Genomic DNA, 14,189 nt, shown 5'->3' on the forward strand with positions numbered 1-14,189 from the left:
TACCAGGCAGTAAGGTGTGATCCGGTCGTGTTTGTGACTGGAAACGACGGCGCAGTACCCTATCGCTGGCTTTAACATACCGGAAGATTCTTTTGTCCGCCATAACGCTCACGAGGACCGGTTTCCCGATCCCCCGGTGAGTGTCCGTCCGGGAGAGTTGTGAGAGATGACAACGCGAGTGGAGTCGCGCTGATGCGGGAGACGGTCGACGCGCCGGTGCGGACCGGGTGCGCGACCGTGGTCGTTCTCGACTTCGGACGGTCCGGGACCGGGATGACCGTCGTGGGGGTCGACGAGGACCGGGTGGTCGACGAGGTGCGGTGGCCGTCGCCGAGCGGTGACGCGTGCGACCTGATCGTGCTGGACCATCTGCGCGCGCACGGCATTCTCGGTCCGCGCGACGGCGACCGGGAGTCCCCGGAGATCCTCACGTTCTGCCGGTCGGTGAAGGAATCCCTGTCGACGTCCGCCGCGGCCAGGACACCGGCGTCCGGCCCGGGCGGACCGGTCACCCTCATCACCCGCGCCGATTTCGAGGACGCCCTCCGGCCGTCCCTGGTGGACCTGATCGATCGGGTCGCGGCTCGGGTGCGCGACGTCGGACGGGAGACCGAGGCCGTGGTGCTCACCGGCGGCGGGGCGGCCGTGCCGCTCGTGCGCGCGCTGGTCGAGGAGCGGCTCGCGCCGATCCTGCCGGAGGTGTCGGCGGCCGCCGACGCCGTGCCGGCCGCGCGGATCGCGCAGCCCTCCCCGGAGCCCACCGTCTCGACGGCCGCGACCCCCGACGACCCCCACGCCGACCACCCCGCCGCGTCCGACATCGACGAGTCGAGTCCGGAACCCGGCCCGCGGGCGCACACGACGCCCGTCCGTCGGGAACCCCGACCGTTCGCGTACTCGGCGGTCGAGACCGCTCCCGCGCAGGACGACGCGGACTGGGAGTTGCTCGACGACCCACCGCCGGGGCCGCAGCGGCGCCGCCTGTGGACCGCCGTCCTCGTGGTGGCGCTGATCGTCGTCGCGGCCGGTGCCGCCGCCTGGGCGTACCTGGGGACGGCCACGCCGATGGACGGACCGGACGGCGCCGGGCCCGCCGCGCCACCGACAGCCACCGTCGCGACGGATCCGCGGGTGACCTCGGTGGCTCCCACCTCGGCGGCGAGCGACGAGGACGCCGACGGGGACGGATTCCCGGACAGCTGGGGCAACGACGTCGGGTTCCGCCTCGGCACGGGAACGGCCAACTGAGTTCGGTCGATCCCTCGCAGGATCGGCGCACACACGGTGTCGGGGGACACGACCAACGGTTCGACAGAGGAACGAGGACACGACGGTGCAGACCACGACCCCCCTCCTGGACGGTCTCGACCCGGGCACGTACCGCCCGCACGCCGTGCACACGACGGACCGCATCTGGTCCGAGACCAACTGCTACGTCGACCTGTGGATCGAGGTGCTGCACGCGTCGGGGGTGGATCCGGTGCCGGCCGCGTCGTTCGTCCTCGGCGCCGGGTTCGACGGTCGGCAGTGGGACTTCGTGAAGTATCAGCCGGAGGATCTGCGGCTGCTGCACGGCATCGAGGTGAACGAGATGAACGTGTGGAAACCGTTCGCGGAGCACCTGATCGAGAACATCGAGGACGGCGTCGCCAGCACCGTGGAGGTCGACGCGTTCCATCTTCCGGACACCGCCGGAGTGTCGTACGGACTGCAGCACACCAAGACCACCGTGGTGCCCACCCGGATCGATCGGGCGGCGCGCGAGATGGACTACTTCCACAACGCCGGCCTGTTCCGGCTGTCCGGGGACGACTTCGATCGCGTTCTCGGCCTGGAGGTTCCGGACGGGGCCGTCGTGCTTCCGCCGTACCTCGAGCGCATCACACTGGAGGGCGGCGTTCTTCGGGTGGATCCCACCGTGGACGATCGCGACCTCGACGTCGCCCGGACGCATCTCCGACGGGCCGGGACGGACAATCCGGTGGCGGGCCTGGCGCAGCGGGTGATCGACGACGTGGAGTGGATTCGCGAGTCGGGTCCCGACGCGTTCCATCTGTGGTCCTTCGGCACGTTGCGTCAGTGCGGCGCCACGGCCGAGCTCGCGGCCGACGTGGCGGCCTACCTCGAGGGCCGCGGCGTCCAGGGCGCCGGCGCGGCCGCCGAGCCGTTCCGGGAGGTCGCGACGGGCGCGAAGTCGGTGCAGTTCCGCATGGCCCGTGCGGCTCGCGGGCGGGCCGTCGATCCTCGGGAACCGTTGGACGCCATGGCCGAACAGTGGCAGCGGGCCGTCGACGTCCTGCGCGCCGCGCTGTGACCACCGGGCACGAGTCGGTGTCGGCGGACTGGACCCTCTGCCGCACGGACGCCGGCGCCGCCGACGTACCGCCGGGCCCGGAGGCGGTGCGGATTCCCGCGCGGGTGCCGGGGACGGTGGCCGAGGCGTTGCGCGACGCGGGCCGCCCCGTTCCCGGTTCCGACGACCTCGACGGCGCCGACTGGTGGTTCGAGACCACGCTGACCGTGCCCGAGGACGCGACGCGGCTCGAGTTCGACTCCCTCGCCACCGTGTCGGAGGTCTGGGTGGACGGGGTGCTGCAGGCGTCGAGCACCTCGATGTTCGTGCCCGTCGTCGTCGATCTCACCGCGTTCGTCGGCCGCACGGTGTCGGTGACGGTGTGCTGCCGGGCGCTCACCCCGACCCTGCGCCGGCGTCCCCGCGGGCGGTGGCGATCGTCGATGATCGCGCAGCAGGGACTGCGCTGGGTGCGGACCAGCATGCTGGGACGGGCGCCGGTGTTCGCCGGGGCGCCGGTTCCGGTGGGCATCGTGCGCGACGTGCGCCTGGTCCCGTCGAGTCCCCGCCTGTACGCCCGTGGACGGGTACTGAACGGGCGCTGCGAGATTCACGTGACCGGACGCGCCGAGGCCGACGTGACCGTCTCGATCGGAGACGGCACCTACCCGGTGGCCACGGACGCCGCGGGGGCGGTCGACGCCGTGATCGACGTCGGCGAGCGCGAGCGCTGGTGGCCGCACACCCACGGCCGCCCGGCGCTGCACGAGGTGACCCTCGAGTCCGCCGGTACTCGCCTCACGACGCACCTCGGGTTCCGCTCCGTCGAGTTCGATCCGTCCCGCGCCGGGGAGGCACTGCGTGTCAACGGCGTTCCCGTGTACGCGCGGGGCGGCTGCTGGGTGCCGCTGGACCCCGTCTCCCTGCGCACCGATCCGACCGCCCTCGACACCGCGCTGGACGATCTGATCACGGCCGGCGGCAACATGATTCGACTGACCGGCACCATGGTGTACGAGACACGGGATTTCCACGCGCGGTGCGCCGAGCGCGGCATCATGGTGTGGCAGGACGTCATGCTCGCCACCGTCGACCCGCCGGACGACGACGACGTCACCGCGCAGGTGGTCGCGGAGATTCACGCGACCGTCGCGTCGTCCGGGCCGGCCACCGTCGTCGTGAGCGGAGGGAGCGAGACCCACCAGCAACCGACGATGCTGGGCCTCGCCGCCGACGACGCCCGGATTCCTCTGCTGGACACGGTGATTCCGGACCTCCTGGCGTCGTCGTATCCCGATGTGGCGTACGTTCCGTCGACGCCGTCCGGTGGGGATCTGGCCACGCACGGCCGCGCGGGCGTCGCGCACTGGTTCGGGGTCGGCGGATACCTCCGGCCGCTGTCCGACGTGCGCACGGCCGGGGTGCGCTTCGCGGCCGAGTCGCTCGCCTTCGCGGTCCCGCCCGAGCGCCGCTCGGTGGACGCGCGATTCGGCTCCGCCCACCCCGCCGGGCACGATCCCCGGTGGAAGGCCGCGGTGCCGCGCGACCGGGGCTCGTCGTGGGACTTCGAGGACGTGCGAGATCACTACGTGCGCACGCTCTTCGGCGTCGAACCGTCGCTGGTGCGCCGGGACGATCCGGAGCGGTACCTCGACTACGGTCGCGCCGCGGTGTGCGAGGCCACGTCGTCGGTGCTGGGGCACTGGCGGCGTCCGGACTCGGAGTGCGGCGGAGCGCTGGTGCTCACGCTGCGGGATCTGATGCCCGGCGCGGGGTGGGGGTTCACGGATTCGGACGGCGAGGTCAAGGCGCCGTGGTACGCGATGGCGCGGGTCCATGCGCCCACCACCGTCCTGGTGTCCGACGAGGGCATGGACGGACTCGTCGTCCACGTCGTCCACGACGGGCCCGATCCGCTCCGTGCTGCGGTGACCGTGCGCGCCGTGGGGCGGACGGGCAGCGTGGTGGCCGACGGGACGTGGCCGGTGGACCTGCCGGGGCACGGACACGCGAGCACCACCGTCGACGCGGTGCTGGGTCGCTTCACCGACGCGACGCATGCGCACCGCTTCGGCCCGCCGGTCGCCGACGCCGTGGTGGTCGATCTGGTGCAGGACGGACGCACTCTCGCGCGCTCGGTCACGCTGGTCGGCGGACCCGCACTGCCGGTGCAGAATTCGGTGGGGTTGGTCGGCGCGGTGGAGCAATCCGACGACGGCGCGTGGCGGCTGGAGATCACGGCCGACTCGGCGGCTCAGTACGTGTGCGTCGACGTCGACGGCTTTCGACCGTCGGACAACTGGTTCCACCTGGCGCCGGGTGTTCCCCACACCGTCACGCTCGCGCCCACCGGACGTGCCACCGCGCCGCGAGGGCACGTCCGGGCGCTGAACAGCCTGACGCGAGCGGCGATCAAGCCGGCCTGAGGGCCTCCGGCCACCGGGTGACGTCGAGCCCGTGGGTGCGGAACATGGCCAGCGCGATGCGCTCCATGCCGAACCCGACGCACGCACTGTGAGCTTCCTCGCCGTCCGCCGTGCGGATGTCGAAGGTGTGGCCGAAGTGCTCGCGGTGGCAGTTGCACGAGACCACGGCGGTGCCCTCGTCGAGGTCGCCGTAGAGCCGCACCACCAGTTCGGTCTTGAGGTTCTCGTTGCGCTGGTTCGCCGCCAGCATGCGGCCGGCCCGTCCGAAGAACGGGTCGTTGGCGATCACCGGCGACGCGTCGAGACCGAGCTGCTCGAGGACGGCCTGTCCCCGCTCGATCCACGACTCCCGGTGTTCCACGGCCTGATCGGGGGTGCCGACCTGGACGAACTCGTGCATCCGGAACGCCTGCATGCGTGCCGGGTCCACCGCGGGCTCGTGCCGGAAGCAGTAGCCGTAGACGTCCAGCGTGGTGCCGCCGGCGGGGAGGTCACCGGTGAGCATGGAGTACGCCGGGTGGCAGGCCGCGGACACCAGCATGGTGCCGGCGGAGTCCAGGAAGTGGTCCCAGTCCTCCCCGGCGGACCGCGCCGCGAGCAGGTCCGCGTGCGCGCGGTTGTCCCCGGAGAACGTGGTGATGGCCCCGGTGAGGTTGGGGAACGACGCGATGTAGTCCGTCTTCTCGAAGGACTCACGCGGGAACACGGGCGGGAACCGGAAGCGCTGCGCAGAGGTGCCGTGGGCCTCACGGCCGGCGGCGCGCACGGCGGTGTCGATGACGTCGATGACGTCCTCGAACACCCCGGAGCGTCCGTACAGGCCGTCGAGCGAGCTGCGGACCAGCAGGCCGGCGTCGACCAGCTGGTCGCGGAAGTCCGCGCGGGCGAGATCGAGGTCGGACAGAGCGGTCTCGCGGTCGAGGGTGGAGGTCATGTCACAGCCCCCCGCCCGGCACGCCCTTGTGCACCAGCGTCAGCTGGGCGTTGTGGGCCAGGATGCGCTCGTTGCTCACCATGATGGCCGAGCCGTGGGAGTCGCGGAGGTGGCGGCTCATCCGCAGCTCGCTGTCCTCCCGGTAGCCGGCGATGCCGCAGATCAGCAGTGCGCGGGCGACGATGTCGATGAGCAGATTCGACGCCGTGACCTTGACCGCGTTGATGGACAGGGCGAACCCGATGGACCCGAGGAACCGGGCGTCGTCGGCATGCGCGTCGAACGTCGTGGCGGCGGTGTGGACGGTGTCGTGCAACTGCTGGTGCACCACCATGAGCTCGGCCAGGCGAGCCGCCGCGGGCGGGGTGACGCCCGGCGTCTTGCGCGCGGCCTTCTGCACCGACGTCCGCGCCTTGCGCACGGCGGCGTCCGCGATGCCCGTCCACGCGCCGCCCCACAGGACGTGCGCGGACGGCAACATGGACTGCGCCGAGATGTCCGCGTAGGGGGCGGGCACCACGTGGTCGGCCGACCCCGTCGCGTGCAGCATGAAGCCGGGGCTGCAGGTGCCGCGGAAGCCCATGGTGTCCCAGGTCCCGGTCTTCTCCAGCGTCAGATCCTCCCGCAGCGCGGCGACGAGCACCTGGTCGCTGGGGGCGCTGTCCACGGAGCGGCGGGCGGTGACCAGGACGACGTCGGCGTACTCGCCGTACGAGATCACGGGCGCGTTCTTGGTGAGGCGGTACCGGTCGCCGTCCAACTCCACGGCGCAGCCGCTGGTGCGGACGTCGCCGCCGATGTTGATCTCGGTGGTGGCCGACGCGACGAGCAACTGCTCGCTCACGATGCGACGCAGCAGGTCCGCGACGGCGGGCGAGGACAGCCCGTGGCGCGACAGGCTCAGCACCTGCGTGTGGTGCATCGCGAAGATCATGGCGGTCGAGGCGCAGGCGCCGCCGAGGGCACGTGCGACGCGGGCGAGGTCGGTCAGGGAGTACCCGCCGCCGCCGAGCGATGCCGGGATCGAGGCCGAGAGCAGGCCGGCGGCGCGCATGGCCTCCACGGATTCGGCGGGGAAGCGGGCGTCACGATCGACGGCGTCGGCGTGCTCCGCGGCGACGGCGACGACGTCGTCCACGGACAGTGCGTGGGTGGGGCGTTCGAGGGTGGTCACGGGCCTACTGCTCCAGCGTCGCGAGCGCGTCGGCGATGGCGGTGATGGAGGAGAACGTGGCCTTCTGCAGCAGCTCGTCCGGGAACTCGACGTCGAACTCGTCCTCGAGGGCGATCATGACGTTCACGCTGGCGTGCGAGGTGAGGCCTGCGTCGTACAGATCGTCGTCGTCGGCCACGGCATCGACCGCCACCGGGAGCTTGCCGTGGGTGGCCAGGATCTGCCGGATACGGTCGACGTCCAGTGCGGCGGTAGTGCTCATGCGTCGGTCCTTCACGTGTCGATGGTTTCTGCGGACGGAATCCGTCTCGCAGGGTCCCCGAACCCTCGGGAAACAATACACGAGTTTGTTTCGGCAATCATGACGAACCACGAGACCGGTTCGGTTCGTGATCGGTGTGCTTTCCGCCGGGCGGTGTCGGTGAAGGGGCCCGATCAGCCGGCCGCGTGACGTCCCGTCGACTTGCGGGCGGTGGTCGCACCGCGTGCCGCTCCCCGGCGGGGTGGCCGAGCGAGCACCACCGCGATCGCCGTGGTCAGCGGTACGGACAGTGCCAACGCCGTGCCTCCGACGCACGATCGGACGATCTCGATCGCCACCGCGTCGCCGGTGATGACGTCGTGAATCGACCGGCCGGCCACGGAGAACAGCAGGAGCAACGGCAGCGCGCCACCCGCGTACGCCAGGACCAGGGTGTAGACGGTGCTCGCGATGTGGTCGCGGCCGACCCGCATCGCCGAGGCGAAGATGGACCGCCGGGTCGCGTCGGGATCGAGGGAGGCCAGTTCGAACGCTGCCGACGCCTGGGTGATGGTGACGTCGTTCAGCACGCCCAGCGAGCCGATGATGAACCCGGCCAGCAGCAGTCCGGTGATGGAGACGTGGTCGAGGTACGCCTGGACGTCGGTGTTCTGTTCCTCCGACAGTCCGGTCACCGACGTCAGACGGATCGCGCCCTCGGACAGAACGGCCGCGATACCCATCGACACGACCGTGCCGAGCAGCGCCGACGACGTCCTCAGATTGGGTCCGTGTGCCAGGTACAGCACGCCGTACAGGATCACGGTGCCGCCGACGAGCGCGACGAGGATCGCCGACCGCCCGTCGAGAATGGCCGGGAGGACGAAGACGACGAGCACGCCCAGCGCGACGCCCAGGCCGATCAGCGCGCGCAGTCCGCGCCAGCGAGCGACGACACAGATGACGACGGCGAAGATCGCCGCGACGAGGGCGAGCGGCAGGGTGCGGGAGTAGTCGTCGAAGGCGTAGATCGCGGTTCCGGTGTCGTCGGTACCGCGGACCAGGCGGATCTCCTCGCCCACCCGCAGGTCCGGCGTGCCCGGTCCCGGCGTGATCTCGAGAAGGGTGCGCGTGCCCTCGTTGGTGCCCGTGTCGATGGTGACGATGCTTCTGCGACAGTCGAATCCGGACACCGTGGGTGGGGTGGGCGAGCCGGCGAACACGCGGCCGTTGGAGGGGCTGCCGCACGGGCCGATGTCCTGGGACACCACGGTGCCGTACTCGGTGCCGACAGCACCGCCGGTGGAGCTCTGGAAGGGGGCGGGGACCGCGACGTCCCGTCCGCTCGGCCACAGCAGGATCATGCCGACGACGGCGGCGAGTCCGATCACGGTGAGGAGTCCGACGACCACCCGAGCGGCGGTGCGCCCGATGGGGGCCGGGCCGGAGAAGTGATCGTGGCTCACCGGGGGGAGCCTACTTGCCGCGGCGGGAGCGAGAACGGGGGAGAACCCCGGACGAAAGCAGGTGGCGGGAGAGCAGGGGGGGTGTCTCCCGCCACCGAACCGTGCGACCCGCCGGGGGGGTGGGGGGCCGTGCGGCGCTTTCGGAATCCCGAAGGACTCGCTGATCAATCTACCCCCGCGGTCGACGTCCAATCGTCACGGGGGTGCAAAGAATGCGCCTCTAGTTGTGACGTGTCACACATGCGGGGCGGGAACGGCCTCCAACGCTGCATGAATGCGATCACGGGTCGCCGCATCCGCGAACGACGCGTCCACCGCCGTGCGCGCCGCGGCCCGCAGCGCCTCCGCGTCGAGGCCGAGTCGATGCGCCGCCAGGTACTCCCGGGTGAGGTCGGTCCCGAACATCGACGGGTCGTCGCTGTTGATCGTCACCGGAACGCCGGCCGCCAGCAACCGGGGCAGCGGGTGGTCCTCGAGCCGTTCGACGACCCGCGTGCAGAGGTTCGACGTCGGCGACACGTCCACCGCGATGCCCCGATCCGCGAGGTAGGCCATCAGGTCCGGGTCGGCGGCCGCCGCGATGCCGTGACCGATGCGCTCGGCGCCGAGATCGTGCAGTGCCGACCACACCTGCTCCGGCCCGCCCGTCTCGCCCGCATGGGGGATCGAGTGCAGCCCGTGCGCGCGGGCGCGCGCGAACACGTCGCGAAACGGCCCCCGCGGGACCTCGATGCCGCCGATGCCGAATCCGACGATCGACTCCGTCCGGTGCGCGAGCACCGCATCCAACGTCCGATCGGCCGCCTCGACGCCGAAGTCGCCGGGGAAGTCCGGGATCCACCGCGCGACGATGCCGGACTCGGCCTCCGCACGTCGTCGTCCCTCCTCGAGGCCCTCGATCACCGCGGCGGCGTCGATGCCTCGCATCAGGTGTCCGAACAGGCTGACGTGCATCTCCGTGTAGGGCACGCCATGGGTCGCGAGTTCGGTCAGGCTGTCGTACGCCAGACGGGCGAAGTCCTCGGCGTCACGAAGGACCCCGATCGACGTCAGGTACACCTCGATGAAGTGCGCGAAGTCGCGAAAGGTGAACCAGCGCCGCAGGTCCTCCTCGGTCCGAGGAATCTCGGGGATGTCGTGGCGGTCGGCGAGGGCCTTGGCCGTGCTCGGCCACATCGACCCCTCGAGGTGGACGTGCAACTCGACCGTGGGCAGCGCCCGCACGAACTCCTCGATCGTGCGCGGTGCGTCCGCCATCCGCTACTGCCGGTAGGACGCGAGGAAGTTGCCGAACCGCTCGATCGCCGTCGACAGGTCGCGCGCCCAGGGGAGGGTCACGATCCGGATGTGGTCGTGGGCGGGCCAGTTGAAGCCGGTGCCCTGCACCACCAGGATCTTCTCCTTCAGCAACAGGTCCTGGACCAACTTCTCGTCGTCGTGGATGTGGTGCACCTCGGGGTCGAGGCGAGGAAACGCGTACAGCGCGCCCCGGGGCTTCACGCAACTGACACCGGGAATCTCGTTCAGCTTCGACCAGGCCACGTCGCGCTGCTCGAGCAGGCGCCCACCCGGCAGGATGAGGTCCTCGATGCTCTGGTGGCCGCCGAGCGCGACCTGAATGGCATGTTGCGCAGGCACGTTGGGGCACAGACGAGTCGACGCCAGGAGGTTCACACCCTCGAGGAATCCCGCGGCGTGCTTCTTGGGCCCGGTGATCGCGAGCCAGCCGGCGCGATACCCCGCCACCCGATACGCCTTCGACAGCCCGTTGAACGTCAGGCACAACAGGTCCGGCGCCACCGACGCCAACGAGACGTGCTGAGCGTCGTCGTAGAGGATCTTGTCGTAGATCTCGTCCGCGAGCAGCAACAGACTGTGCTTGCGGGCCAGATTCGCGATGCCCTCCAACACCTCTCGCGAGTACACCGCACCCGTGGGGTTGTTCGGGTTGATCACCAGCAGCGCCTTGGTGCGCGGCGTGATCTTGGATTCGATGTCGGCCAGGTCGGGATTCCAGCCGTTCTCCTCGTCGCAGAGGTAGTGCACCGCCCGACCACCGGACAGCGTCGTCATCGCCGTCCACAGCGGGTAGTCCGGCGCCGGGATCAGCACCTCGTCCCCGTCGTCGAGGAGCGCTTGCATCGTCATCGTGATGAGCTCGGAGACGCCGTTGCCGAGGTAGATGTCGTCGACGTCCAACTCGGGGAAGCCGTCGACCAGCTCGTACCGGGTCACGATCGCCCGGCGAGCGGACATGATGCCCTTGGACTCGGAGTACCCCTGCGCGTACGGCAGCGCCGCGATCATGTCGCGAACGATGACATCGGGGGCTTCGAAGCCGAACGGAGCCGGGTTGCCGATGTTGAGCTTGAGGATGCGGTGACCCTCGGCCTCGAGCCGCGCGGCATGGGCATGCACGGGTCCTCGGATCTCGTAGAGGACGTTCTGCAGCTTGACCGACTGATCCAGCCGACGCGTGGCGTTCTGCCGCCCTGCGGAGGTGTCGAGGTCGCGCGAATCCGTTGTGCTCACGACGTCCATACTGACACCGGTACCGCCGGAAGTGGACTGCCCGGGTGGGGACCACTTCCGGCGGGTGGGTTCAGTCGTCCTTCGCGGCCGCTTTGCTCGCCTCCGCGACGTCGTCCAGACGCTCGGCGTCCTCGCGCTTGGCCTCGGCCTCCTCCAGCTTGCGAGCGGCCTCGTCCAGTTCCTTCGTGCGAGGTGCCTTCTTCTCCTCCTCGCGGCGCTCGATCTCGTCGAGCTTCGCCTCCCGCTCGGCCTCGGCGGCCTCGATGCGCCGGTCGGCGATCTCGTCGGCCCGCTCCTTGCGGTCCTCGAGACGGGCGGCGGCCTGCTTGCCGGCCTGCACCTTGGCGTCGATCTCGTGGTCGGCGGCCGCCTCGAGGTCGGCCTCGGCCTTCTTCCGTGCCTTCGCCGCGTCCGCGGTGGCGGCGTCGACCCGCTGCTGCGTCCGACGGGCCGCATCGGCCCGCTCCTTACGGGCGCGCGCCTCGAGCTCGGTCGCCTTGGCCAGCTCGGCGGCGGCGGTGCGCATCTTCTCCCCACGGCGGGCGAGGTCCGCATCGCCGAGCAGCGCGCCGACCGTGCCGTCGAGGCTGCCGACGACCTGCTCGTAGGTCGACCGCACCTGCCCCTGTCCGTCGAGCCGACTGACGACCGTCGCCTCGAGCACCTGCAGCGGCAGGCGGGCGATGTTGTACTGCAGCCGCAACACGCGGCGCGGCAACGACATGCTCACTGATCGTCTCCGTTCGTCTCGAGGTCGCGCTGTGCCTGCGCGGCGCGCTCGCGGGCCTCCGCGGCCTCGCGCTCGAGCGCATCGGCCTTGTTCAAGGACTCGTCGTAGTCCTCCCGCGCGGCCGAGATCTCGTCCGTCGCGGCGTTCTCTGCGGCACGGCGGGACGCGTCGGCCTCCTCCATCCGACGCTCGGACTGCGTCTCGGCCGCGATCCGCGCTTCCTTCGCGCACCGCATCGCGTCCGCCTCGGCCTCCTGGTGCTGCCGCAGCCGATCGTTCTGTGCCGCAGCCTCGTTGGCGTCCGTGCGGTCCTCGACGTCCTGGCGCGCCACGTCCGCCTCGGCCTCGGTGGAGGCGATGTCCTGCTCCGCCTCCTCGATCTCCAGCGACGCGGCCGTCTCGTCGGCCTCCGCCTCGCGGCGCTTCTCCGCCTCGGCCTGCTGCAGGCGACCACGGTCGGCCAGGTCGTCGTTGTCGACGATCGCGCCGGCGACCTCCTTCACCCGGCCGGCCACCTTGTCCACCAGATCGCGTCGTGCGCTGGATGCGGCGCCGTCGTCGTCACTCATCGGTCGTGCCCCTTCTCTCGTCCGTCACTTCGGGTCGGTGTTCGCCAGTGCGCGAAAACCCTTGGCACCCGCCCGATCCACCCCGGCCTTGACCAGTCCGAAGACGAGCCCGTGCAGGGCGGCGGCGATCAGCACCTCCCGATTGGTCCGGGACAGGTCCTTCGGATCGGGCATCTCGGCGTCGTTCTCACCGACGCGCTTGTAGATCTGGTTGAACAGCTGCCCGGCGAGCACGCCGCCCAGAATGCTGGTGGCGAGGGACAGCGGCTTGTAGAAGGCCTTCGACGTCGCGCTCATCCGAGGAACGTCCGCTCCCGACGCGTCCGTCGACGACGGATCACGAACACCAGCAGCAGGGCAGCGGCGACGCCCGCGAGCGAGATGCCGGCGGTCTGCGGGTTCTCCTTGACGGCGCTGACACCCTCACGGGCGAGCTCCTGGGCCTTCTCGGTCTGCTCGCGCGTGGCGGCGGACACCCGCGCGGGGACGTCGACCTTGGCGGCGAGGGCCTCGACGGTCTGTGCCAGTTCCTCGCGCTGCTGCTCGACCGGGGGCGGAGTGTCCTCGGGCAGAGCGTGTTTCGGTTCTCTGGACTCGGTCACGAGTGCTGTCCCTTCCGGGCTGCGTTCACGGTGTCGACGTCACGCTGCACACTGGCCACCGTGGCGGCGGGTGCGGGCGGAACGGCGTTCTTGGCCTTCGACGCCCCCACGGCGGCGAGGATCCCGCCGAGGACGAGGAGCACGGCGGCGACGATCAACGCCGCCAGCCACGGATCGAGCGCGGTCGCGAGGCCGAGCACGGCCGTCGCGACGAGGGTCGCGGTGCCCAGGAAGAGCAGGAGGGCACCGACACCGGAGATGCCGATACCGACGCCGAGCTTGGTGCCCTTGGACTTCACCTCGTCGAGGGCGTTGCCGACCTCGGTCCGGACGAGAGTGCTGACCTGCGTGGTGAGTCGCTCGACCAGCTGGACCGTGGAGAGGTCAGCGGGGGAGCGCTCGGGGTGTGATCGATCATCGGGCGCTGGTTGCATCTGCCCGAGGTACCCGTGACCCGGGTGGGTGAAACGGACGAACGGCCGTGCGGACCGCGGCGTCGCTGGAGCAGAATCGGGTCCATGTGTGGTCGCTACGCCAGTACCCGGTCCGACGACGACCTGTCGTCGCTGTTCGACGCCGTCGTCCGGCTCGGCGATCCGCCCGAGCCGTCGTACAACGTGGCGCCGACCGATCCGGTCCGCATCGTCCTCGACCGCGACGACGACCGTCAGCTCCGGACCGTCCGGTGGGGACTGGTGCCGTCCTGGGCCAAGGACAAGAAGATCGCGAGCCGATTGATCAACGCGCGGTCCGAGACCGTGACCGAGAAGCCCGCGTTCCGGAAGGCGGCCGCGAAGCGGCGGTGCCTGATCCCGGCCGACGGCTACTACGAGTGGGAGAAGCGCGAGGGTGCGAAGGTCCCGCACTTCCTGCACACCGACGGCGTGCTGGCCATGGCCGGACTCTACGAGCTCTGGCCGGACCCGGCCCGCGACGACGACGACCCCGACAAGTGGTTCTGGTCCACCACCGTCCTGACCACCACGGCCACCGACACCCTCGGCCACATCCACGACCGGTCGCCCGTGGTGGTGCCCGACGACCTGTGGTCGGCCTGGCTCGACCCCGGCCTCACCGACCTCGCCGGGGTGTCCGACCTGCTGGAATCGATACCCGAGCCGCACCTGACGCCCCGCGAGGTGTCGACCGCCGTCAACAGTGTCCGCAACAACGGCCCGGAGCTGGTGGCGCCGGTGTGAACGCCGGCGAGGCACTCCTCGTG

The 14,189-nt window shown here is 70.7% G+C and carries 15 protein-coding genes; 4 read left to right on the forward strand and 11 right to left on the reverse strand.

The features are described from left to right. The first annotated feature begins 192 nt into the window (after positions 1-192). The 3 genes from RC2_RS01155 to RC2_RS01165 all read left to right on the forward strand — a co-directional run bounded on the left by RC2_RS01155 (position 193) and on the right by RC2_RS01165 (position 4,719). A complete protein-coding gene (locus tag RC2_RS01155) occupies positions 193-1,248 on the forward strand; it encodes an Hsp70 family protein (RefSeq protein WP_139277227.1) in 1,056 nt (351 codons plus the stop codon). An 85-nt stretch (positions 1,249-1,333) separates the two neighbouring features. Then, positions 1,334-2,314: a DUF1839 family protein gene (locus RC2_RS01160; RefSeq protein ID WP_068145398.1), complete on the forward strand. Its 981-nt coding sequence runs from the start codon at positions 1,334-1,336 to the stop codon at positions 2,312-2,314. Next, the gene (locus RC2_RS01165; RefSeq protein ID WP_139277228.1) at positions 2,311-4,719 is read left to right on the forward strand and encodes a glycosyl hydrolase 2 galactose-binding domain-containing protein; all 2,409 of its coding nucleotides are present in this window, start codon (positions 2,311-2,313) and stop codon (positions 4,717-4,719) included. Before RC2_RS01160 ends, RC2_RS01165 begins: the two co-directional genes overlap by 4 nt. Here the strand turns inward: RC2_RS01165 and RC2_RS01170 are convergent. The 11 genes from RC2_RS01170 to RC2_RS01220 form a co-directional block, all read right to left on the reverse strand. Continuing rightward, complete coding sequence (locus RC2_RS01170) at positions 4,706-5,653, reverse strand: amino acid--[acyl-carrier-protein] ligase (RefSeq protein ID WP_068145400.1); 948 nt, start codon at positions 5,651-5,653, stop codon at positions 4,706-4,708. The genes RC2_RS01165 and RC2_RS01170 overlap by 14 nt on opposite strands. A gap of 1 nt (position 5,654) precedes the next feature. Next, entirely contained in the window at positions 5,655-6,827 is a 1,173-nt protein-coding gene (locus RC2_RS01175; protein ID WP_068145402.1) for an acyl-CoA dehydrogenase family protein, read from the reverse strand. A gap of 4 nt (positions 6,828-6,831) precedes the next feature. Next, a complete protein-coding gene (locus tag RC2_RS01180; protein WP_068145423.1) occupies positions 6,832-7,089 on the reverse strand; it encodes an acyl carrier protein in 258 nt (85 codons plus the stop codon). A 173-nt stretch (positions 7,090-7,262) separates the two neighbouring features. Beyond that, entirely contained in the window at positions 7,263-8,534 is a 1,272-nt protein-coding gene (locus RC2_RS01185; RefSeq protein WP_072680914.1) for a YibE/F family protein, read from the reverse strand. A gap of 234 nt (positions 8,535-8,768) precedes the next feature. Continuing rightward, complete coding sequence (add, locus tag RC2_RS01190; RefSeq protein ID WP_068151567.1) at positions 8,769-9,791, reverse strand: adenosine deaminase; 1,023 nt, start codon at positions 9,789-9,791, stop codon at positions 8,769-8,771. A 3-nt stretch (positions 9,792-9,794) separates the two neighbouring features. Then, on the reverse strand, positions 9,795-11,066 hold the full coding sequence (locus tag RC2_RS01195) for a pyridoxal phosphate-dependent aminotransferase (RefSeq protein ID WP_072680944.1): 1,272 nt from the start codon (positions 11,064-11,066) through the stop codon (positions 9,795-9,797). A 70-nt stretch (positions 11,067-11,136) separates the two neighbouring features. Then, positions 11,137-11,796 carry a hypothetical protein gene (locus tag RC2_RS01200; RefSeq protein ID WP_139277229.1) on the reverse strand — a complete coding sequence of 220 codons (660 nt, stop codon included), beginning with the start codon at positions 11,794-11,796 and terminating at the stop codon, positions 11,137-11,139. Beyond that, positions 11,793-12,365: a hypothetical protein gene (locus tag RC2_RS18800; protein ID WP_068151585.1), complete on the reverse strand. Its 573-nt coding sequence runs from the start codon at positions 12,363-12,365 to the stop codon at positions 11,793-11,795. The genes RC2_RS01200 and RC2_RS18800 overlap by 4 nt, the downstream gene beginning before the upstream one ends. A 24-nt stretch (positions 12,366-12,389) precedes the next feature. Next, entirely contained in the window at positions 12,390-12,662 is a 273-nt protein-coding gene (locus tag RC2_RS01210; protein WP_068103340.1) for a DUF4235 domain-containing protein, read from the reverse strand. After that, positions 12,659-12,967, reverse strand: a complete 309-nt coding sequence (locus RC2_RS01215) for a DUF3618 domain-containing protein (RefSeq protein ID WP_068151588.1) — start codon at positions 12,965-12,967, stop codon at positions 12,659-12,661. Before RC2_RS01215 ends, RC2_RS01210 begins: the two co-directional genes overlap by 4 nt. Next, a complete protein-coding gene (locus RC2_RS01220) occupies positions 12,964-13,401 on the reverse strand; it encodes a phage holin family protein (protein WP_068151591.1) in 438 nt (145 codons plus the stop codon). Before RC2_RS01220 ends, RC2_RS01215 begins: the two co-directional genes overlap by 4 nt. An 84-nt stretch (positions 13,402-13,485) precedes the next feature. Here RC2_RS01220 and RC2_RS01225 point away from each other — a divergent pair, with 84 nt between their 5' ends. Continuing rightward, a complete protein-coding gene (locus tag RC2_RS01225) occupies positions 13,486-14,166 on the forward strand; it encodes an SOS response-associated peptidase (protein ID WP_068151593.1) in 681 nt (226 codons plus the stop codon). The last annotated feature ends 23 nt before the right edge of the window (positions 14,167-14,189 follow it).

This window comes from Rhodococcoides corynebacterioides NBRC 14404 (assembly GCF_001894765.1).
GTDB classification, from domain to species: domain Bacteria; phylum Actinomycetota; class Actinomycetes; order Mycobacteriales; family Mycobacteriaceae; genus Rhodococcoides; species Rhodococcoides corynebacterioides.